This is a genomic window from Pedococcus sp. P2_D7, from assembly GCF_056404295.1.
On the sequence record NZ_JBFUEH010000004.1, the window covers coordinates 217417 to 237729 of the forward strand.

At 70.3% G+C, this 20313-nt stretch carries 20 protein-coding genes; 9 read left to right on the top strand and 11 right to left on the bottom strand.

What is annotated here, in order from left to right; genetic code table 11:
- The first annotated feature begins 2 nt into the window (after nucleotides 1–2).
- From AC1DWJ_RS10190 to ychF, 5 genes are all read left to right on the top strand, one after another.
- Nucleotides 3–893: an NUDIX hydrolase gene (locus AC1DWJ_RS10190; RefSeq protein WP_477620708.1), complete on the top strand. Its 891-nt coding sequence runs from the start codon at nucleotides 3–5 to the stop codon at nucleotides 891–893.
- A 190-nt stretch (nucleotides 894–1083) separates the two neighbouring features.
- Complete coding sequence (locus AC1DWJ_RS10195) at nucleotides 1084–1740, top strand: peptidoglycan-binding protein (RefSeq protein WP_477620709.1); 657 nt, start codon at nucleotides 1084–1086, stop codon at nucleotides 1738–1740.
- Between the two features lie 21 nt (nucleotides 1741–1761).
- Nucleotides 1762–4152, top strand: a complete 2391-nt coding sequence (locus tag AC1DWJ_RS10200) for a zinc metalloprotease (RefSeq protein WP_477620710.1) — start codon at nucleotides 1762–1764, stop codon at nucleotides 4150–4152.
- A gap of 69 nt (nucleotides 4153–4221) precedes the next feature.
- Nucleotides 4222–5094, top strand: coding sequence for a thioesterase family protein (locus AC1DWJ_RS10205; protein WP_477620711.1), 873 nt, complete (start codon nucleotides 4222–4224; stop codon nucleotides 5092–5094).
- A gap of 207 nt (nucleotides 5095–5301) precedes the next feature.
- Nucleotides 5302–6387 (top strand): redox-regulated ATPase YchF, encoded by a 1086-nt coding sequence (gene ychF / locus AC1DWJ_RS10210; protein WP_477620712.1) that lies wholly within the window; start codon nucleotides 5302–5304, stop codon nucleotides 6385–6387.
- Nucleotide 6388: 1 nt separating this feature from the next.
- On the opposite strand, the gene AC1DWJ_RS10215 is transcribed toward ychF, so the two are convergent.
- Genes AC1DWJ_RS10215 through AC1DWJ_RS10225 form a run of 3 tightly spaced genes read right to left on the bottom strand, consistent with a single transcriptional unit; the run spans nucleotide 6389 to nucleotide 8978 of the window.
- Nucleotides 6389–7591, bottom strand: a complete 1203-nt coding sequence (locus AC1DWJ_RS10215) for a pilus assembly protein TadG-related protein (RefSeq protein WP_477620713.1) — start codon at nucleotides 7589–7591, stop codon at nucleotides 6389–6391.
- Nucleotides 7591–8400 carry a hypothetical protein gene (locus AC1DWJ_RS10220; protein WP_477620714.1) on the bottom strand — a complete coding sequence of 270 codons (810 nt, stop codon included), beginning with the start codon at nucleotides 8398–8400 and terminating at the stop codon, nucleotides 7591–7593. Before AC1DWJ_RS10220 ends, AC1DWJ_RS10215 begins: the two co-directional genes overlap by 1 nt.
- 26 nt (nucleotides 8401–8426) lie before the next feature.
- Nucleotides 8427–8978 (bottom strand): RNA polymerase sigma factor, encoded by a 552-nt coding sequence (locus AC1DWJ_RS10225; RefSeq protein WP_477620715.1) that lies wholly within the window; start codon nucleotides 8976–8978, stop codon nucleotides 8427–8429.
- Nucleotides 8979–9248: 270 nt separating this feature from the next.
- Here AC1DWJ_RS10225 and AC1DWJ_RS10230 point away from each other — a divergent pair, with 270 nt between their 5' ends.
- The 4 genes from AC1DWJ_RS10230 to AC1DWJ_RS10245 all read left to right on the top strand — a co-directional run bounded on the left by AC1DWJ_RS10230 (nucleotide 9249) and on the right by AC1DWJ_RS10245 (nucleotide 11919).
- A complete protein-coding gene (locus AC1DWJ_RS10230; RefSeq protein ID WP_477620716.1) occupies nucleotides 9249–9785 on the top strand; it encodes a hypothetical protein in 537 nt (178 codons plus the stop codon).
- A 187-nt stretch (nucleotides 9786–9972) separates the two neighbouring features.
- Entirely contained in the window at nucleotides 9973–10824 is an 852-nt protein-coding gene (locus AC1DWJ_RS10235) for an HNH endonuclease family protein (protein ID WP_477620717.1), read from the top strand.
- Nucleotides 10825–10913: 89 nt separating this feature from the next.
- Nucleotides 10914–11573, top strand: coding sequence for a TOPRIM nucleotidyl transferase/hydrolase domain-containing protein (locus AC1DWJ_RS10240; RefSeq protein ID WP_457253787.1), 660 nt, complete (start codon nucleotides 10914–10916; stop codon nucleotides 11571–11573).
- Between the two features lie 112 nt (nucleotides 11574–11685).
- Complete coding sequence (locus AC1DWJ_RS10245) at nucleotides 11686–11919, top strand: hypothetical protein (protein ID WP_457253786.1); 234 nt, start codon at nucleotides 11686–11688, stop codon at nucleotides 11917–11919.
- Nucleotides 11920–12002: 83 nt separating this feature from the next.
- On the opposite strand, the gene AC1DWJ_RS10250 is transcribed toward AC1DWJ_RS10245, so the two are convergent.
- The 8 genes from AC1DWJ_RS10250 to AC1DWJ_RS10285 form a co-directional block, all read right to left on the bottom strand.
- Nucleotides 12003–12857, bottom strand: a complete 855-nt coding sequence (locus AC1DWJ_RS10250) for a trypsin-like serine protease (protein WP_477620718.1) — start codon at nucleotides 12855–12857, stop codon at nucleotides 12003–12005.
- Nucleotides 12858–13028: 171 nt separating this feature from the next.
- Nucleotides 13029–13754 (bottom strand): VIT1/CCC1 transporter family protein, encoded by a 726-nt coding sequence (locus AC1DWJ_RS10255; RefSeq protein ID WP_477620719.1) that lies wholly within the window; start codon nucleotides 13752–13754, stop codon nucleotides 13029–13031.
- Nucleotides 13747–14055 carry a 4a-hydroxytetrahydrobiopterin dehydratase gene (locus AC1DWJ_RS10260; RefSeq protein WP_477620720.1) on the bottom strand — a complete coding sequence of 103 codons (309 nt, stop codon included), beginning with the start codon at nucleotides 14053–14055 and terminating at the stop codon, nucleotides 13747–13749. The genes AC1DWJ_RS10255 and AC1DWJ_RS10260 overlap by 8 nt, the downstream gene beginning before the upstream one ends.
- Before the next feature lie 126 nt (nucleotides 14056–14181).
- On the bottom strand, nucleotides 14182–15303 hold the full coding sequence (locus AC1DWJ_RS10265) for an ABC transporter ATP-binding protein (RefSeq protein WP_457253782.1): 1122 nt from the start codon (nucleotides 15301–15303) through the stop codon (nucleotides 14182–14184).
- A complete protein-coding gene (locus tag AC1DWJ_RS10270; protein WP_457253781.1) occupies nucleotides 15300–16319 on the bottom strand; it encodes an ABC transporter ATP-binding protein in 1020 nt (339 codons plus the stop codon). Before AC1DWJ_RS10270 ends, AC1DWJ_RS10265 begins: the two co-directional genes overlap by 4 nt.
- A 111-nt stretch (nucleotides 16320–16430) precedes the next feature.
- The gene (locus tag AC1DWJ_RS10275; protein WP_457253780.1) at nucleotides 16431–17426 is read right to left on the bottom strand and encodes an ABC transporter permease; all 996 of its coding nucleotides are present in this window, start codon (nucleotides 17424–17426) and stop codon (nucleotides 16431–16433) included.
- A complete protein-coding gene (locus tag AC1DWJ_RS10280) occupies nucleotides 17423–18433 on the bottom strand; it encodes an ABC transporter permease (RefSeq protein ID WP_457253779.1) in 1011 nt (336 codons plus the stop codon). The genes AC1DWJ_RS10275 and AC1DWJ_RS10280 overlap by 4 nt, the downstream gene beginning before the upstream one ends.
- A 161-nt stretch (nucleotides 18434–18594) precedes the next feature.
- Nucleotides 18595–20274: an ABC transporter substrate-binding protein gene (locus AC1DWJ_RS10285; RefSeq protein ID WP_477620721.1), complete on the bottom strand. Its 1680-nt coding sequence runs from the start codon at nucleotides 20272–20274 to the stop codon at nucleotides 18595–18597.
- Nucleotides 20275–20313: the final 39 nt, after the last annotated feature.

Sequence of the window (20313 nt, forward strand, 5' to 3'; positions counted from 1 at the left end):
GCGTGCCCACCCCAGAGCTGATGGACGGTGACGACCTCGTCCTGCGAGGTCTTCCGGTCGAGGACGACGGCACCTCTGCCTTCGGGGTCGTGTGGGAGGGCGAACAGGTGGGGCGCGTCGAGGTGATCGACGACGGGTCCGGTGACGCCGACCTGATCTGGGCGGTCGTCGCCGAGTACCGCGAGGTGGGCATCGTCGAGCGGGCGCTGCGGCTGGTCGTCGCCTGGACGTTCGCGACGCTCGACGTGGACCGCATCGAGGCACGGGTGCCCGACGCCGACCGGTCCGGGGTCCGGGCGGCGCTGCGCGCCGGGATGCGCAAGGAGGGTGTCGCCCGCGGCGCCCTGGTTGGCCGCGACGAGCGCGCCGACACGATGGTGCTCGCCCGGCTGCGCGACGACGCCGAGCCCGACAGCCGCGACGGCTTCATCGCACTCCTCAACTCCTCGCTGCCCACCAAGCGCGCCATCGCCCAGGGCGTGTTGCGCGACCCTGCTGGTCGGGTGCTGCTGTGCGAGCTCACGTACAAGGCCGAGTGGGACCTGCCCGGCGGCGTCGTCGACCCCTCGGAGTCACCGGCCGAGTGCGTGGTCCGCGAGGTCAGGGAGGAGCTCGCGATCGACGTCGAGGTCCGCGCCCTGCTCGCGGTCAACTGGCTGCCGCCGTGGCGCGGGTGGAGCGACGCGACCGTCTTCGTCTTCGACCTCGGGGTTGCCGACCACGACCTCATCACGCGGGCCACCCTCGAGCGCCGGGAGATCCGCTCGCTGCACTTCGCCGGCGAGGAGGAGTGGGAGCAGCGCGTGGCGCCCTACAACCAGCGCCTGCTCGCCTTCCTCGCCGCCCATGCCGGCCCCACGGCATACCTCGAGGACGGGCTCCCGGCGCTGTGAGGTGAGGTCGCCGAGGTATGCCGCGTGGCGGCCCGACATCGACGCCGGCTGCCATGGTGAGCCGGGCCATTCCAGCCCCCTGTGTGGCATCGTCGCAGGTCAGAGGGCTGGCCGATGTGCATCGCGGGCAGGCGACGGGTACCATCGCGGTGTCATTGGGCCGGGGGAAACCGTAGACACGGAGTGCACCATGACTGACCAGAGCATGCCGCCGCTGACCGCGGACGAGCTGGCCGCCGAGGGCGGCACCGCCCTGCCCGACAAGGAGGTCATCAGCCTCCTCGACCTGAACGCGGACCTCGACATCGGCCTGGACGCCGCTGCGCCCATCGACCTCGCGGTAGCGGCGAACGCCAACGTGGCGGCTCCGATCGACGCTGCGGTCGGTGCGAACATCCTGTCCGTCGGCTCCGAGGCACAGGCCATGGCAGACCAGGGCGTCGTGATCGACCAGGGCATCACGGGCGAGGCCGTGGCCGACGCCGGCCAGGACTCCACCATCGACCAGGCCGCCGAGGCGCCCGTCGCCAGGGATGCGCCCGCCGACGCCTCGACGACTCCGACCGACGGCGCGACCGACGCGGTCACCAGCAACGGTGCGGTGGACGGCAACCTGCTCAACGTCGATGTCGACCTCGCGGCCGACCTCGACCTCGCCGCGCCGATCGCCGGTGCGGTGGCGGCCAACGCCAACGTGGCGGCACCCATCGACGCCGCGGTCGCTGCGAACATCGGGTCGATCGACTCCGACGCCGTGGCCCTGGCCCAGCAGGACGCGATCATCGTCCAGGACATCGACGCCGACGCCAACGCGACGACCGACCAGTCGTCCGACATCTCCCAGTAGTCGGCGCGAGCTGTCGCTGACGTGACTCCCTTCGAGGGGCCGGGCGCCCCCGACGCGCCCAGATTCGCCCACGACGAGGCGACCGCACCCCCACCGACCGGTGGGGGTGCGGCACCCGTGCGGGCCGACGGGGTGCAGCTCCTCGGAGAGGTGCCCGGGTCGGGTTACCGCGTGGCGCCTGCGCTCGTGCGCCGGGGCGACGGCCAGGCGATCCAGCTGACCCCCCTGCTCTACGCCGTGCTGGAGCAGGTGGACGGGCAGCGCACCCATGCCGAGGTGGCCGAGGCCATGGGTGCCGCCCTGGGACGCCAGGTGGCCGAGGCCGACGTGGAGACGCTGTGCGACAAGCTGCGCACCCTTGGCGTCCTCACGAAGGCGGACGGTTCGGAACCCGAGGTCCGGCGCTCGAACCCGTTGCTGGCACTGAGGTTCAGGTACGTCGTGTCCGATCCGGAGGCCACCAGGCGGATCACCGCACCCTTCGCCTGGCTCTTCGCGCCCGTCGTGGTGGTGGTCCTGGTGGCTGCGTTCTTCGCCGTGTGCGGCTGGGTGCTGCTCCACAAGGGACTGGGGTCGGCCACCCACCAGGCGTTCGACCAGCCGGCGCTGCTGCTCACCGTGTTCGCGTTGACGGTCGTCTCGGCGGGTTTCCACGAGTTCGGGCACGCGGCGGCGGCTCGCTACGGAGGGTCGACGCCCGGGGCGATGGGCACCGGCCTCTACCTCGTCTGGCCGGCGTTCTACACCGACGTCACCGACAGCTACCGGCTCGGTCGGGCCGGACGGGTGCGCACCGACCTCGGTGGTCTCTACTTCAACGCCATCGTCGCGGTGGCGATGTTCGGCGTCTGGTGGGGCACGGGCTGGGACGCGATCCTGCTGATCATCGCGACCCAGGTGCTCCAGATGGTGCGCCAGCTAGCCCCGCTCGTGCGGTTCGACGGCTACCACGTCCTGGCCGACGTCACCGGTGTGCCCGACCTCTACCACCGGATCAAGCCGACCCTCGTGGGTCTGCTTCCCCGGCACTGGAACGACCCGGACGCCAAGGTGCTCAAGCCGTGGGCCAGAGCCGTGGTCACCGTCTGGGTCGTCGTCGTGGTGCCCGTCCTGCTGTTCTCCCTCGGGATGATGATCCTGAGCTTTCCCCGCGTGGCGGGGACGGCGTGGACCTCCGTCGGCCGGCAGTGGGCGCGGCTCGAGCTGCAGCTCGCCGACGGTGACGTGCTCGCTGTCCTGGTGCGGGTGCTGTCGATCGTGGCCATCGCCCTGCCGGTGCTGGGCGTCGTGTTCATCGTCAGCCGCGTCGCCAAGCAGGTCGTCACGGGCACCTGGCGGGCCACCGAGGACCGCCCGGTGCGCCGGGCGCTGGCCGGCGTGCTCGCGCTCGCGGTGGTGGCCGGGCTGGCCTGGTCCTGGTGGCCGCAGCCGGGCACCTACCGGCCGATCCAGGCGTACGAGCGCGGGACGCTGGCCGACGGGGTCTCCAGCGCGCTGCGCTCTGCCACCCCGAGCACGCTGCAGGAGGGTCGGCAGGGTGCCGGCCGAGCGGTGTGGCCCCGCGACGCCGCGCTGCCGACCGCGGAGTCGCCGCAGCTGGCGGTCGTCATGGTGCCCCGAAGGGGCCAGACGGCCGCCGCGGGCAAGGAGCTGCCCACCTGGGTCTTCCCGTTCAACCGTCCGCTTCCGCCGGGTGAGGGGGGCAACCAGGCGATGGCCGTCAACACCAAGGACGGGTCCGCGCTCTATGACGTGGCCTTCGCCCTGGTCTGGGCGGACGGTGACACGGTCGCGAACACCAACGAGGCCTATGCCCTGGCGTCCTGCACGGGGTGCCAGACCGTGGCGGTGGCCTTCCAGGTCGTCCTCATCCTGGGCAAGGCCAACGTCGTGGTCCCCGAGAACGTCGCCGCGGCCGTCAACTACGGCTGCGTCCAGTGCGTCACCCAGGCGCTCGCGACGCAGCTCGTGGTGACGTTGTCCGGCCCCCTCAGCGCGGAGAGCTCTGCCGAGCTCGCGGCGCTGTGGAAGGAGATCTCGGGCTTCGGGGACTCCGTCCAGGGTGTCCCCCTCAGCGAGCTCCAGGAGCGGCTGACCGAGTTCGAGCGCCAGATCCTGGCCATCGTGCAGAAGGACCCCGCCTGGGTGGAACCGACGACGGGCAGCACGCCCACCGGGTCGACGACCACGGGGCCGGCCGGCACGACGTCGCCCACGACGGACGCCGACGGATCCGCGACGGGCGGCGCGTCGTCGACCGGCTCGACGTCGAGCGCCTCCGCGTCGTCGTCGAGCTCGAGCAGCGCGTCGGATCCGATGAGCAACACCGACCCAACTGGGTCCTCGACCCAGCCGACGCAGACCTCGACGCCTACCGCCGAGGACGTGGCGGAGGCCACGGCCACGCCCTGATCGGCCGCTGCGCGGCATACCCTCCAGTGACGTCAGGTATGCCGCGCAGCGCACGGATGGGAGCAGCGAGTGGTCAACGGGGCCAGCGAGTTCGACACGGGGTCAGCGGTTTCGGCACGAGACGGCGAGGCGGGCGTCTATGACTCGGCCCTCGGCGAGGGGTGGCGGATCGGTGGGGGAGTCAACGGCGGAGTGCTGCTGGCGATCGCCGGTCGGGCGCTCGCCGCGGAGTTCGGCACCGCGGACGGCGACCGTCCCGCCCACCCCGACCCGTTGGCGATCAGCGCCTACTACCTGACGCCGGGGGTCCCCGGGCCGGCCACTGTGCGCACCTCCGTCGTCCGCCGGGGCAGGGCGGTGTCGACGGGGCAGGCCTCCCTGCTGCAGGACGACGGGCAGGGCGGCGAGGTGGAGCGGGTGCGCTTCCTCGCGACCTACGGCGACCTCGCCTCGGTCGACAGCGACCTCACGACGTCGGCGCAGCCGCCGGACCTGCCGCCGCCGGACCGCTGTGTCTCGGCGGCCCAGGCACCTCCGGACTTCCTCAAGCACGCGTCCCTGCTGCAGCGGCTCGACATGCGCCTCGACCCGGCCACCACCGGCTGGGCGATGGGCAAGCCGTCGGGCAACGGCGTCATCCGGGGGTGGCTGCGGATGGCCGACGGCCGCGAGCCCGACCCGCTCCTGCTGCTCCTGGCCGTCGACGCGCTGCCGCCGGTCGCGTTCGAGCTGGGTCTGCCGGGGTGGACGCCCACCCTCGAGCTCACGGCGCACGTGCGCGCCCGTCCCGCCCCGGGGTGGCTGCGGGTCAACCTCACCAACCGCACGCTGGCCGGTGGCTTCCTCGAGGAGGACGCCGAGGTCTGGGACAGCGAGGGACGGCTCGTGGCCCTGTCGCGGCAGCTGGCCCGGGCGTCCGCACCACCGTCGGCACGCACCTGACCCCACGAGGTATTGACCGTGACCGAAGGGAGTGGTTCCTCCGCGCACGTCACCCAGGACTGGCGGCTCACCGGCGTCCCGGTGGTTGACACCCGCATCGACCTCTGTGCCTCCTCGACCACGTCATCGAGGCGACGCACGACCTCCACTGACTCGACGACCGGCGCGTCCGTGGGCGCTCGCGACCGCCGGTAGACTCTCGGCCTTGTGGCTCTCACTATCGGAATCGTCGGCCTGCCCAACGTGGGCAAGTCCACGATGTTCAACGCCCTGACCAAGAACAACGTGCTCGCCGCGAACTACCCGTTCGCGACGATCGAGCCCAACGTCGGGGTGGTCCCGCTGCCGGACGCGCGCCTGAAGCGGCTGGCCGAGATCTTCAGCTCCGAGCGCATCCTGCCCGCGACCGTGTCGTTCGTCGACATCGCCGGCATCGTGCGCGGGGCGTCGGAGGGTGAGGGCCTGGGCAACAAGTTCCTCGCCAACATCCGTGAGGCCGACGCGATCTGCCAGGTGGTGCGCGCGTTCGAGGATGGCGACGTCGTCCATGTCGACGGCAAGGTCTCGCCCGAGTCCGACATCGAGACGATCCACACCGAGCTGATCCTCGCCGACCTGCAGACCCTCGACAAGGCCGTGCCGCGGCTCGAGAAGGAGTCGCGGATCCAGAAAGAGAAGAAGGCCACCCTGGACAACGCCGTGGCGGCTCAGAAGGTGCTCGAGGAGGGCCACACCCTGTATGCCGCGGGCGCGGCTGCCGGGGTCGACCTCGCCGAGGCGCGGGGGCTGGGTCTGCTGACGACCAAGCCGTTCATCTACGTGTTCAACCTCGACGAGGACCAGCTCTCCGACGCCGCGCTGCAGGACTCCCTGCGCGCTCTGGTGGCGCCGGCCGACTCGGTGTTCCTCAACGCCAAGCTCGAGATGGACCTCATGGAGATGGAGCCCGAGGAGGCGATGGAGCTGCTCGAGTCGTTCGGCGCCGAGGAGTCCGGGCTCGACCAGCTGGCCCGCACCGGCTTCCACACGCTCGGGCTGCAGACCTACCTCACCGCCGGCCCCAAGGAGTCGCGCGCGTGGACCATCGGCCGGGGCTGGACCGCACCGCAGGCCGCTGGGGTCATCCACACCGACTTCCAGCGTGGGTTCATCAAGGCCGAGATCGTGTCGTACGAAGACCTCGACGCCATGGGCTCGATGGCCGCAGCCAAGGCTGCCGGCAAGGTCCGCATGGAGGGCAAGGACTACGTGATGTCCGACGGCGACGTCGTGGAGTTCCGCTTCAACGTCTGACCTACTCGATGAGGTGGACCTGCCGGACCTGCAGGTCGCAGGCGCTGCCGAGGGCGCAGTCGCTCTCGTCGCTGGAGCCGGCGACCTTCAGCTTGACGGCCTTGAGCAGGAGGTAGTTGTCCTGGTTTCCTCCGGTCGCCGGCGTCAGCGACGAGGGGTTGTTCGTCGGACCGGCGCACTCACCGGTCATGCTCAACGCGGAGCTGTCCTGTCCGCCGAAGTGGTAGCCGCACACGACGACTCCGAGCAGGGCCTGGACGGGGTAGATGGCGTTGTTGCCGCCGGCGTTCACCACTGCCGACTGGTCACAGGGCGGCACCCCGCAGAACACGGGCAGCAGGATGTGCTTCTGCGAGCTCACCAGGGAGTTCCAGGCCTGCAGGATGGGTGTGCCGCCCAGGTTTCCGCTGTTGGCGCCCAGGCAGGAGCTGGACTTGGCCGGGCAGCTGCCCTCCAGGTAGGTGCGCAGCGCCGAACCGGTGCGAGGGGACTGGTTGGGGACGATCGAGATCGGGTCGGTGCAACCGAACTCGGTCGCCGTGCCCAGGTAGGTGGTGCTGTTGCTGCCTGCCTCTGGGCAGTCGATCGACCACCAGTTGCCGCTGCTGCTGGCGCCGGGGCACATGGAGTTCCCGGTCGATGGGAGCGTCATCTGGAAGACGGTGGACGGCAGCACCGTGGGCAGCTGGCTCCCGCAGACCGCATAGGGCCGCACCCCGATCGCCTCGGAGGGAGCGGAGACGATGGCGGTCGCGGGTCGCGCAGTGGAGTACGGGCCGTGGTGACCGAAGACGCCGCCCAGCAGGGTGGGCGTGGAGCCGGCCGACACGTACCTGACCCGGATGGACCCCTTGGGGGTGCAGGTGGCGCTGTAGCTCGCCTCCGTGCTGCCTGGCCGGTTGTCCTCGCGGATGCTGGACGCGGCGTTCGCCGCCTCAGCGGTCCAGGCGGGCGTGGCGAGGATGGTCGCACAGCTACCGGTCTTGTCAGCGAAGACGTTGGCGGCCGCCAGAGCCGCGGCGTCCGATGCGGTCTGCAGCTGTCGGGTACTGGCGTAGGACAAGCCGAAGTCGAGGGTGAAGGCCCCGATCCCGACCAGGACCACCATCATCACCGCCACGGTGACCGCGACCGCGCCCCGATCCGACCGTTCGATCCCGAGGCGACCCCGGAGGGCGCCCTTCCTCGGGGCGGCGAGCCCCATCAGGAGGCCCTCGTGGGGAGGGTGGTCGCCGGTCCGGGTGTGGTCAGCGTCGCTGCCGGCGGGGTGGTCGTGGTCGTGCCGGCGCCAGGGGTGCGAGTGGTCCCCGTGCCGCTGTTCTTGGCCCTGCCCGGCGGTGTGGTCTTGCCCGGCTTGGGCGCCTTCGACGTCGAATTGTCCTTGGGCGTCGTGGTGGCGTTCGGCGAGCCGGGGTGGGGGACCTTGGCGCAGTAGGCGGCGATCTTCGCCTCGCCTCCTGCCGCCTCGGCCAGGTTGCGGAAGGCGACCGAGTTGCCGGGCTTGTCCTTGTCCGTGGCCTGGTGGTGGGTCCACGCGTTGCAGAGTCCGAACGCTGCCGGGCCGGACGCGTCGGGGCCGACGGGTGTCCCGGTCTTGTCGGCCTTCGGCGTCGTGGTGGCGCCAGTGGTCGCGCTCGTGGCCACCGGTGTGACCAGCGTCGGATGAGCTGGGCCCATGACACCTGACGCGAAGACGATCGTCGCCACGCCGCCCAGTGCGACCGCGGCACCGGCCGCAGATGCCAGGGTCCTGAGGCCAGTTGCTGAGGAAGTCATCGCGACCCTTCGGGATCGGGGCCGGGCGAAGGCCACGCCATAAGCGGCCATGGCCTGCGCGTATCCGGCCAGCTCGCTGCGCTCGGGCGGCGAGGTGAGTGCATTCATGGCGTCGGCAACCCGCTGGACCTCGGGGGCGCTCTCGAGGGGACGGTGGCCCTTGAGCACCGAGTCCAGGTCGGCGTCCGAGATCTCGGGCTCGTCGCCGCGGCCGGTGCGGTGGGTGAAATCTGTCATGGCACTGGATGAAGCGCCGTGACCGGCTATTGCGTTACGCCCTGGCTCCGCAAGGTGGCGGCGAGCGCCCGCAGACCGCGGTGGGCAGACACACGGACTGCTCCCGGGCTCTTGCCCAGCATCGCGGCCACGGTCTCCACCGGCAGCCCCGCGATCACTCGGAGGGCCAGCACTTCGGCCTGCACGGGTGGCAGCGTCGAGAGCAGTGCGAGCACCGATCCGGGGCTCAGGTCCTCCACCACCCCGAGGCTGGGGTCGGGCACGGCCCAGGCCTGCTCCTGGGGGTCGCCGAGCACCTCCCGCGGTCGCCGGGACCGGCGCCGTGCGTCATCCAGGGCTCGCCGCCTGGCCGTGGTGAAGACCCAGGCACGCCACTCGATCTCGTTGCCGCGGAACCGGCGAAGGCCCTTGACGACCGACACCCAGGTCTCGGCTGCCAGGTCCTCGGCATTGCGCCCGGGCTCCAGCGACAGGTAGCGCACGAGTCGAGGGTTGAGGTCCAACCACAGGCGTGAGAAGGCCTCCTCGTCACCGGCCTGTGCCCTCGAGAGGAGTTCCGCGAAGTCCTCGCGCACCACGCGGTCAGTATCTGGAGAAGGCAGCGAGTGGAGTGGCGGTTCGCCCACGCCGTCGCCCGTTCGGATGAGTCAGTGATCTGGCGGGAGGACCTCACCTGGTGAACGCTTGGGACAATTGTCCTGTTGGTCGCGGATGTCCTCGCCTGAACGGCTTGGCCTTGCCCTTGCCTTGACCGTTCCTTGACCAAAGCCATACCTGCATCGCCTGGCTACGCCATCCTTCGCCCCAAGGGGGACCGCAGGGGTCGCCCGCGAACGAGGGGACTGCTCATGTTCAGGAAGACTGTGGCTGTGGCCGCGCTGGGGGTCGGGCTGCTGCTCGCAGCTGCCGGGGCGGCATCCGCGTACACGATGGACGCCGGCGGCGTGGGCTGGGTCGGCAAGGGCGAGGTCCAGAGCGCCTACGGCTGGAACAACAAGGCCATGCAGGACAACGTCGGGGGTGTGACGTTCGCCTACGACAGCACGGCCACCTACGAGGTCGTCTGCGAGTTCGACAACCCCGGCGGTCACCACGTCATCACCAACACGAAGCGCTCGTCGGTCAAGGCGACCGTGGGGAGCGACGCCCGCAACAACAGCAGCGGCAAGCAGGGCCCGATGACCGGGTGGTACCTCACCGGCTTCGGTGCGGTCACCTCGACCGGCCAGGCTGTCCCGGCCGTCGGTGACGGGTGCCCCGGCAACAGTGGGCTGGGTGCGATCACCTCGGTGACGCAGACCGGCACCGGCACCGGCGGGCTGTACGCGCTGTGGGGCGGCCAGAGCCGGCTGCTCACCCTCACGGTGGTGACCACGACTCTCTGAACCGACCCGACGTCGAGGACTGGTCGCCTCAGCGCGGGGCCCCGTCACGGGGCCCCGCGCCGTCGTCCAGGGCGGCTCGGACGAGTAACTGCTCGTCCGTTCGGGCAAGGTTGTCCGGTTTCGGCGCAGGCGAGGGTGCCGTCGGCCTAGCGTGGCCGCCACCGAGTGAAAGTGCTTGTCCCTCCTCATGATCCGTCGACTCGACTGCAACTGGCCAGCCCTGGCCGGGTCGATGCTCGCGGCCCTCGCACTCGCGGCCTGCGCTCCTGCCATTGCCGGTTCCGTCACGCCCGCAACGTCGACCACCGGGGCGAAGAGCACCGCCACCACGGCGCACCCCACGACGGCGCCGGTCACCACTGCTGACCTCCCGTCCACGACCGGTCCCTCGGGCTCCGTCGCGGCGTCGAGCACGCGGCATACCTCGTCGAAAGCCGGGCCCAGTCAGACCGCCACGGTGCGGCCGGGCGCCGCCGTGATCACCCTGGCCATCCTGACGGTCAAGGGCCGGGCGCCGAGGACCGGCTACGACCGCGACCTGTTCGGGCAGGCCTGGGCCGACGTGGACCGCAACGGCTGCGACACCCGCAACGATATCCTGCGTCGCGACCTCACCGGCACCACCCTCAAGGAGGGCACCCACGGCTGCCTGGTGCTGACCGGCACCTTGGACGACCCCTACACCGGCACGCGGATCTCCTTCGTCCGGGGCAGGGGCACCTCGAACGCCGTCCAGGTCGACCACGTCGTCGCCCTCTCGGACGCGTGGCAGAAGGGCGCCCAGCGGTGGTCGACGCAGACCCGCACGGCGTTCGCCAACGACCCGCTCAACCTCCTCGCGGTCGACGGACCCACCAACCAGCGCAAGGGCGATGGCGACGCCGCCACCTGGCTGCCGCCGCGCAAGGCCGTCCGGTGCAGCTACGTCGCGCGGCAGATCGCGGTCAAGCACCGCTACGCGCTGGCGGTCACCACGGGCGAGCGCGACGCCATGGTCCGGGTGCTCACCACCTGCCCCGGGCAGGCGTTGCCACGCTGACGTCGTCCCGACCACCCTGAGGTCGCGAGACCACGGCGGCCCGGAAATCCTCCGGCGCCCGACTGGGTCGATCTGGCAGATTGACGGGTATGACCGGGTCCGTGTCCACGCAGGTCCCCACGGGCGCGCTCGTCTGGGTGCTGCTGGAGGGAGCCTCCGACGTCGCGGCCGTGCGCGTGGTCGCCGAGCGCGCAGGTCTCTCGCTCGAGGCGCGAGGGGTCGAGCTGGTCGACATGCACGGCGCGACCAACATCCGCCGCCACCTGCTCGACGCGGCGGCAGCCGTCGACAGCCCGCGGGTGCTGGGGATGTGCGACGCCCCGGAGGCGCCCTTCTTCGTCCGCGCCCTGCGCCGGGTCGGGTGTGCCGTGGACGGACCGGAGGACCTGCCCTGGTGGGGCTTCCAGGTCTGCGACCGCGACCTCGAGGACGAGCTGGTGCGCCATCTGGGCGAGGAGGGCACCCGGAGGGTGTTGGAGGAGCTCGGTCTCACCCAGCGGTTCGCGATGCTGACCCAGCAGCCGGCCTGGGTGACGGGCTCCTTCCACGACCGGGTCCACCGGTTCGCGGGTGCGGCCTCGGGGCGCAAGGAGCTGATGGCCGGAGCCCTGGCCGGGGCCCTCGACCTGGACGCGCTGCCGCTGCCGCTGACCGGCCTGCTCGACGCGATCTCCCGGTCCGGACCGACCTTCGAGGAGCTCCGCGGGGCGGCTTCAGCCTCGGATCGGACCGCCGAGGGACGCGGCTGACACCAGAGACCGGTGCCCGGCTCGGCCCGCCCCGATCGCGAGGGATGGCACGCACAGGGACTCCACAGTCACCGCACACCCCGGGTAGAGGGCGGCCCGGCACGGTGGAGCCATGACCACCGCAGCCCTCGCCCCCCGTCCTGCTCCGCTCGCCGCACTCCACGCGCCGTTCCGGCGACGTGGCCACCGCGTCGCTGCCGCAGCGCTCGTCCTCGCCGCTCTCTCCATCCCCGTCACCGGGACGGGCAGCGCGCTGGCCGCCACCCACGCGCCGGCCCACGTCAGGATGGCCGCCGTGGCCGACTCGGCGGTCGGCGTCGTCGCCGTCGGCAAGAACGACGTCTAGTCGGGCTGCCCGGAAGGCCTCTCCACGACGACGAACGTGGCGACACCCACGAGAGGGTGCCGCCACGTCGAGGTCAGATCGGATCAGGCGTGGCCCACGCCGAACCCGGCCAGCCAGTTCTGGACGACGGGGATGTCGATCCGCTGGAGACCGCCGAGGTAGCGGCAGTTGGACGTGTAGCCGTAGCTGGTCACGGTCACCTGGTAACCACCGTTGAACGACGGGCCACCGGAGTCGCCGAAGCAGGTGCCGCCGCCGCCGCGCGGGTCGTTCTCGTTGCCGTTGACCTGCAGGACCTGCGGCGTGAGCTTCTGGCCCACCTCGTCGGTGACGCGACGGACGATCGGGTAGGACATCGGCGTCGGCTTCTGCGGGCCGGACTCCGCCTGACGGACCTCGGTGCCGTAGCCGACGGCCGTGAACAGCGTCTTGTTCAGCACGTTGGGCGTGTACTTGTCGAGGTAGTTGGTCGGGGCGATCGTCGCGGGCGCGATCCCGGCCACGGGGGTGTCGAGGACGATGACGCCGACGTCGTTCCAGTTCCTCAGGTCGGTGAAGTCCGAGTAGCCCGGGTGGGTGTGGGCGGTGCCGCTGAGGAAGCCAGCCGCCGTCAGCTCTGCGGACGTGTAGCCCGCAGCGGGGTTGGCAGCCGCCGGGAGCGGCGACGGTGGGGCCTCGGCCACGACCGACTTGAACGTCACGGCCGTCTTGCCGACCGTGCCGTCGGTGCAGTGCGCTGCGGTGACCAGGACGGTCGGCGACACCAGGGTGGCGCTGCAGCGGAACCGGCCGGTGCCGTCGTAGAAGGCGATCATGCCCACGTTGGGGTGGCCGTTGCCGTCGAGGTCACCCCCGGTGATGGCTGATGCGGCGAGGGTGGTGCCCCCGACCATGGCGGTGCTGATGCCGAAGACGGCCAGCGCGCGACGAAGCTTCATGCGGACTCCCTACAGTCTGGTCACCCCTGTGGGCGACCAGCGCATTCAAACCCCTCGGGGGTCACCTGTCCAGAGTCATCGGGGGGATCTTCTGCGCGTATGCCGCGTGCTCATCACCGCGGCGACGTCTGCCGGCCGAGTTCCCTCAGCCGGGTGGGAACCAGGAACGCCTCAGACCTGGGTGCCGACGAGGGCGCCGATCGCATAGGTCACCAGCATCGCGACCAGACCGCCCGCGATGTTGCGCAGCACGGCCGGCCGCACGGGCGCCCGGCCCAGACGGGCACTGCCCCAACCGGTGAACGCCAGCGCCACGACGACCGCCACGGCGGTGACCCAGATCCTGGCCCCGGCAGGGGGCAGCAGGATGGCCAGCAGCGGCAGGAGGGCGCCGAGGGTGAAGGCCGACATCGAGGCCCAGGCGGCGTGCCACGGGTTGGTGAGCTCGTTGGGGTCGATGCCCAGCTCGGCCTCGGCGTGGGCGCCCAGTGCGTCGTGCTCGGTCAGCTGGCGGGCGACCTCGGCCGCGAGGTCGGGGGTCAGCCCCTTGTCCTGGTAGATCTGCGTCAGCTCCTCGAGCTCCTCCTCCGGCATCTCGCGGAGCTCACGCTTCTCCTTGGCCAGCAACGCCTTCTCGGTGTCACGTTGGGTGCTGACCGACACGTACTCGCCGGCCGCCATGCTCATCGCCCCGGCGGCGAGGCCGGCGATGCCGGCGGTCGCGATCGTCGAGCGCTCGGCGGTCGCCGCCGCGACCCCGATGACGATGCCCGCCGTGGAGACGATGCCGTCGTTGGCGCCGAGCACGCCGGCGCGCAGCCAGTTGAGCCGGGCGCCGATGCCCTGATCGTGCTGTTCGCCGTCGTGGGGCTCGACCTGCGTCACTGCCTCAGCCACCGGCGGTCGCCCCCAGACGGGCGGCCGACTGGGCCACCCGGTGGGCGAGCTCGATGTCGAGCTGCGTCAGCCCGCCCTCGGAATGGGTGGAGAGCACGAACGTGACTGTGCGCCAACGGATGTCGATGTCGGGGTGGTGGTCCATGTCCTCAGCCTCGACGGCCACCTCGTCGACCAGCCGGATCGCCGTCAGGAAGTCCGGCGCCTCGTAGCTCGCCCTGATCTCGTCACCCTCGCGGGTCCACCCGGGCAGGTCGCCCAGCTGGCGCCCGATCTCCTCGTCGGTCAGCAGTCGGCTCATGACCCCAACTCTGGCAAGGAAGTCCACGCCTGTCATCGAAGCGCAGCCTCACCTCACTCGCCCCCAGAGACAGGTATGCCGCGTGCGCTCGGTGCGCACGCGGCATAGCTGTCGTCGTGGTGGGGCTCAGAGAGCCTCGGTGACGGAGGCCGGGCCCATGAAGTCGGTGTCGACACCGTGGTCGCTCTGGGACGTGAGCTGGGCCTTGACCTCGTGGGTCTTCAGCTCTCCGGCCGCGATCTGCTCGGCGAAGTGACAGGCCACGCGGTGGCTCGCCGGCACGCCGTCGATGTCGATGACCCGCAGCTCGGGGCGCTCGGTGTCGCACCTGGTCTCCTGCCGCCACGGGCAGCGGGTGTGGAAGCGACAGCCCTTCGGCGGGTTCGCCGGGGAGGGCAGGTCGCCGGTGAGCAGGATGCGCTCGCGACGGTCCTCGATGAGGGGGTCCGGCACGGGCACCGCGGACATCAGCGCCCGCGTGTAGGGGTGCAGCGGCTTGGTGTAGAGGTCCTCCGCGTCGGACTCCTCGACGAGGGCTCCGAGGTACATCACGCCGATCCGGTCGCTGATGTGCCGCACGACGGCCAGGTCGTGGGCCACCACCAGGTAGGTGAGGCCGAACTCGTCCTGGAGCTCCTCGAGCAGGTTGATGACCTGGGCCTGCACCGACACGTCGAGCGCCGAGACGGGCTCGTCGGCGACGATCAGCTTGGGGTTCACCGACAGGGCCCGGGCGATGCCGATCCGCTGGCGCTGGCCGCCGGAGAACTCGTGCGGGTACTTCTTGAGCGCCGCGACGGGCAGCCCCACGGCCTTGAGCAGGTCACGCAGCCGCTGGCTCGCCTGCTTGGAGTCCTTGGCGAGGCCGTGCGCCTTCATACCCTCGAGCAGGAGGGACTCCACGGTCTGGCGCGGGTCCAGGCTGCCCATCGGGTCCTGGAACACCATCTGGATGTCCTGCCGCTTGTGGCGCAGCTCCTCGCCCTTGAGCGAGGCGATGTCGACCCCCTCGAAGTCCACCGAGCCGGCGGTGGGCGGCTCGAGGTTGAGGATGGCGCGGCCGAGCGTGCTCTTGCCGCAGCCGGACTCGCCGACCAGGCCGTAGGTCTCGCCCTTGCGGATCTGGAGGTCCACCCCGTCGACCGCGTAGACGTGTCCCACGGTCTTGTCGAAGATGACGCCCTTGCGGATCGGGAAGTGGACCTTCACTCCCTTGACGTCGACCAGGATCTCGTCGCTGATGGTCATCGGGTCACCTCCACGGGGTTGTGGCAACGGAGCGCTCGCGACCCGTCCTCGACGAACTCAGGCGTGCGCTGGACGCACACGTCGATCGGCTGCGAGCAGCGCGGCGCGAAGGCGCACGCGTTGGCCCAGGGCAGGTTGTCCGACACCGACCCCGGGATCGGGGTGAGCTTCTCGCCGCGCGACCCGTCCAGCCGGGGGATCGAGGCGAGCAGGCCGTGGGTGTAGGGGTGTCGCGGAGTCGCGAACAGCGGGTGGCGGTCGCCGCGCTCGACGATCCGCCCGGCATACAGCACGTTGACCCGGTCCACGAGGCCGGCGACGACGCCGAGGTCGTGGGTGATCATCACCAGGGCGGTGCCGTTCTCCTCGACCAGGTCCTTGAGCAGCGCCAGGATCTGCGCCTGGATCGTCACGTCGAGGGCAGTCGTGGGCTCGTCCGCGATGAGCAGGCGCGGCTCGCACGCCAGCGCCATCGCGATGAGCGCGCGCTGTCGCATGCCACCCGACAGCTGGTGGGGGTAGTCCTTGAGACGCCGGACGGGGTCGGGGATGCCGACCTTCTCGAGCATCTCGCGCGCCAGGGGCGTGGCCGCCTTGCGCGACAGCCCCTTGTGGCGTTCGAGGACCTCGGTGACCTGGAGGCCGATCGGCACCACGGGGTTCAGCGACGACAGCGGGTCCTGGAAGATCATGCCCAGGTCGCGACCTCGCCGGTCACGCATCTGTTCGCGGGACTGGGTCAGCAGGTTCGCCCCGCCGTAGAGGACCTCGCCCTCGACCTTGACGCCGCGCTGGGGGAGCAGTCCCATGATGGCCAGGGACGTGACCGACTTCCCGCAGCCCGACTCGCCGACCAGGCCGACGGTCTCTCCCGGACGGACGTCGAAGCTGACGCCGTCGACGGCGACGAAGGGCTTCTCGCCCTGTCGGGTGAAGGTGACGCGCAGGTCGCGCACCGACAGGAGGGGTTCCTCGCGGTTGCCTCGGGTCTGGACGTTCTCGATGGTCTCGGTCATGCGACGACTCCCTGAGGAAACGAGCGACGGAGGAGCAAGGAGGCCCGCGGGTCCCACGATCTGCGTGGGCAGGGCGAGGAGCTTGGCCAGTGGAGCTCGGTCATGGTCGCCCTACCTCCTGCTCTTGGGGTCGAGGGCTTCGCGCAGCGACTCACCCATGAGGGTGAAGCCGAGCGCGACGACGATGATGCACAGCGCCGGCCAGACGGCCAGGGCCGGGTTGTCGAAGATGTTGTTCTGCGCCTTGCCCAGCATCTGGCCCCACTCCGGCTGGCGGTCGTCGGGGTTGCCCAGGCCGAGGAAGGACAGCGCGGCGGCGTCGATGATGGCGCCGGCGATGACCAGGGTCGCCTGCACGATGACCGGGCCCAGGGAGTTCGGCAGCATGTGCCGGAACACGATGGCCGACTTCTTCACCCCCAGGGCTCTCGCCGCAAGGACGTGGTCGCTGGCGCGCTGGGCCAGCATGGAGCCGCGCAACAGCCGGGCGAAGATCGGCACCTGCACCGTCGCGATGGCGATGATGACGGTCCACTGGCTCGGCTGCGACGCGAGCGCGGCGATGGAGACGGCGAGCAGCAGCGACGGGATCGACAGCATGACGTCGACGATGCGCATCACCAACGAGTCGACCCACCCCCCGAAGGCGCCGGCGAGGACGCCCAGGGACAGGCCGCCCATCAGGCCGAACAGCGTGGCGAAGACACCGACGATGAGGGTCTGGCGGCTGCCGACGATGAGCCGCGACAGCACGTCGCGGCCGGACGTGTCGGCGCCCAGCGGGAACCCGGGCTCGGCTCCGGGCACGGGGTTGCTCTGCGGCCGGACCTTGTCGAGCAGCAGGCCCTTGGTGGGGTCGTGCGGGGCGATGAGGGGGGCGAAGATCGCCAGCAGGATGAAGGCGAGGGTGATGCCGGCGCCGAGCAGGAACACCGGGTTGCGGCGCAGTCGGCGCCACGCGCTCGCGATGAGCGAGACGCCGGTGCTCTCCTCGATGTGTCCTGCGTCGTCGACGGTGACGGTCGCCGTGCCGCCGGCGCTGGCGGCCAGGTCGTCGATCCGGTTCTTCTTGTTCGTGGGATCCAGGGGGTTCGGCACTGGGGTCACCTCGTCCGCACTCGGGGGTCGATCACGGCATACGCGATGTCGACGAGAAGGTTGATCACGACGAACGTGATGGCCGCCATGAGGATGCACACCTGGAGGACGGCGTAGTCGCGCTTGGTGAAGGCCACCGCGACCGCCTCACCGATGCCGCCCCATGAGAACACGCGCTCGGTGAGGACGGCGCCCACGAGCAGGCCGCCGGTCTGCAGCCCGATCGTCGTGACGACGGGGAGCAGGGCGTTGCGGAGGATGTGCCGACCGCGGATGACCTTCTTGGTCAGGCCCTTGGACTCGGCGGTGCGCACGTAGTCCTCGTCCATGACGTCGAGCACCGAGGCACGGGTGATGCGGAAGATCACCGCGAAGGGGATGGTGGCCAGGGCCAGGCTCGGCAGCAGCAGGTGCTTGAGGGCGTCCCACGCCGCATCCCACTCGCGAGTCAGCACGCCGTCGAGGACGAAGAAGCCGGTGATGCGCGTGGCGTTCAGGCTCGGGTCCTGGCGACCGGAGACGGGCAGCCAGTGCAGCTGGATGGCGAAGAAGTACTTGAGCAGGAAGGCGAGGAAGAAGACGGGGACGGCGACGCCGATGAGGGACCCGACGACCGAGAGGTTGTCGAACGACGAGGCCCGGCGGCGGGCGGCCATGTAGCCCAGCGGGATGCCCAGCGCGATCGCGAACAACAGGGCGAAGAAGCTCAGCTCCAAGGTCGCGGGGAAGCGCTGGATGAAGACCTGCATGGCGTCGACACCTGGCTGGACCCCGGTGCTGGAGCCGAACTGGCCCTTGGCAGCACGCTTGGCGAACTCCCAGTACTGCACGTAGATCGGCTCGTCGAGGCCGAGGGCCTTCTCGAGGGCGGCGCGGCGCTCGGGGGTCGCCTTCTCGCCGAGGATGGCGGACACCGTCCCGCCCGGGAGGCTGCGCAGCCAGAGGAAGACCAGCAGGGACAGGACGAAGACCACCCCCACCATCTGCAGCAGCCTTCGCAGGATGAATCTCAGCACGGTGGCTCAATCTCCTTCACTGACGGTCGGGATGACCGGAGTCGATCACGTCCGACGACCGTCCACAACAGAACGACGCTATTACATGACTGTGGCCGTCCCAGCGATTCTGCTGGGACGGCCACAGTCCTAGGAAGAGCTGTCCGAGGCGAACCTCAGATCTACTTGCTCACCGTGACCGTCGAGAACGTCTCCGCGGTCAGCGGGCTGGCCACGAGGCCCTTCAGCTTGCTGCTGACGACCAGGGCCGGCGGGGAGTGGCTGATCGCCAGACCCGGGAGGTCCTGCTCCATGATCTCCTGGTTCAGCTTCTCGTAGGCGGTGGCGCGCTGGCCCTCGTCCACGATCGCGTCCGCAGCCTGGAGGTCGGCCGACAGCTTGGCGCCGTACGACGTCGCACTGGTGTGGAAGTCGTTCGTCTTGAGGCTGCCGAAGAAGGTCCCGATGAAGTTGTCGGGCGAGTTGTAGTCACCGGTCCAGCCGAGCAGCCACGCGTCGTAGCCACCGTTGTCGACCGTGTCGAGGTAACCACCGTTCCACGGCTTGGTGACGACCTTGACCTTGATGCCGACCGCCTCGAGGTCGCTGCGCAGCGCCTCGTAGATCTTCTGCGGGTCCGGCATGTACGGACGCGACACCTCGGACGGGTAGGCGAACGTCAGGGTCATGCCCTCGGCGCCGGCCTCCTTGAGGAGAGCCTGGGCCTTGGCCTTGTCGTAGCCATAGGGCTGCAGCTCCTTGTTGTAGCCGGCCACGGTCTCGGGCATGAACTGCGTCGCCACCGTTGCGCCCTCGGGCAGCTGGGTCTTGACCAGCTGGTCACGGTTCAGGGCGTAGTAGAGAGCCTGACGGACCTTCAGGTCCTTCAGCTTCGGGTTCTTGGCCGGGTTGAGGCCCATGTAGAGGATGTTGAAGGCGGGGCGCACGAGGACGTTGTTGCCCGAGTCCTTCAGACCCTTCCAGTCGGCCGGGTTCGGGAGGTCGTAGCCGTCGATGCTGCCGGCCTCGAGCTCCTGGCGACGGGTGCTCTCGTCGGGGATGATCTTGAACACCAGCTTGGCCGTCTTGGCCTTCTCGCCCCAGTAGGCGTCGTTGCGCACGAGCGTGACCGTCTTGTTGGCCTCGTCGAACTTGTCGAGCTTGTAGGGACCGGTGCCGACCGGGCTCTTGGAGTAGGCCGGGTAGCCGAAGCCCTCGCCCTGCTTGGTGACGTTGTTGGCGTCACCGGCCTTGAGCGCCTTGGGCGACTGCATGGAGAACGAGTCCAGCGACAGCGCCGTCGGGAACTTGGACGTCGCACGGCTGATCTTGATGACCGCCGTCATGTCGTCCTTGGCCGAGCAGCTCTGGTACAGCGCGTTGGCGGCGTCGGACTTGAACGCCCCCATCACGTCTGCCCAGTAACCAGCCGGGCCGCCCTGGGCGACCGTGTTCTGGTCGAACATGCGCTCCATGTTGTAACAGACGGCCTCGGCGTTGAACGCCTCGCCGTCCCAGAACTTGACGCCTTCGCGCAGGGAGAAGGTCCACTCCTTGCCGTCGGCAGAGGCCTCCCACTTGGTGGCCAGCTCGGGCTCGATGTCGGCGGTGCCCGGCTTGATGCCGACCAGGCCTTCCATCATCTGGCGGGTGACCCGGAAGGTCTCACCGTCAGTGGCGTAGAAGGGGTCGAAGAGCTCCGGGGCGCCGGCGGCGCCGAAGGTGATGGTGTCCTTGACGTCTCCACCGCCGCTCGACGCATTGCCGTCGGAGGTTCGGTCGGACTGGGCACAGGCTGCCAGCGTGAGGGCCAGCGTCGTCGCCAAGGCGACGACCGGGGCCGCCTTCCGCGTGAGCTTCATGTATACCTCGCTTGATGTGCGATCTTTGGTCGACCCGGT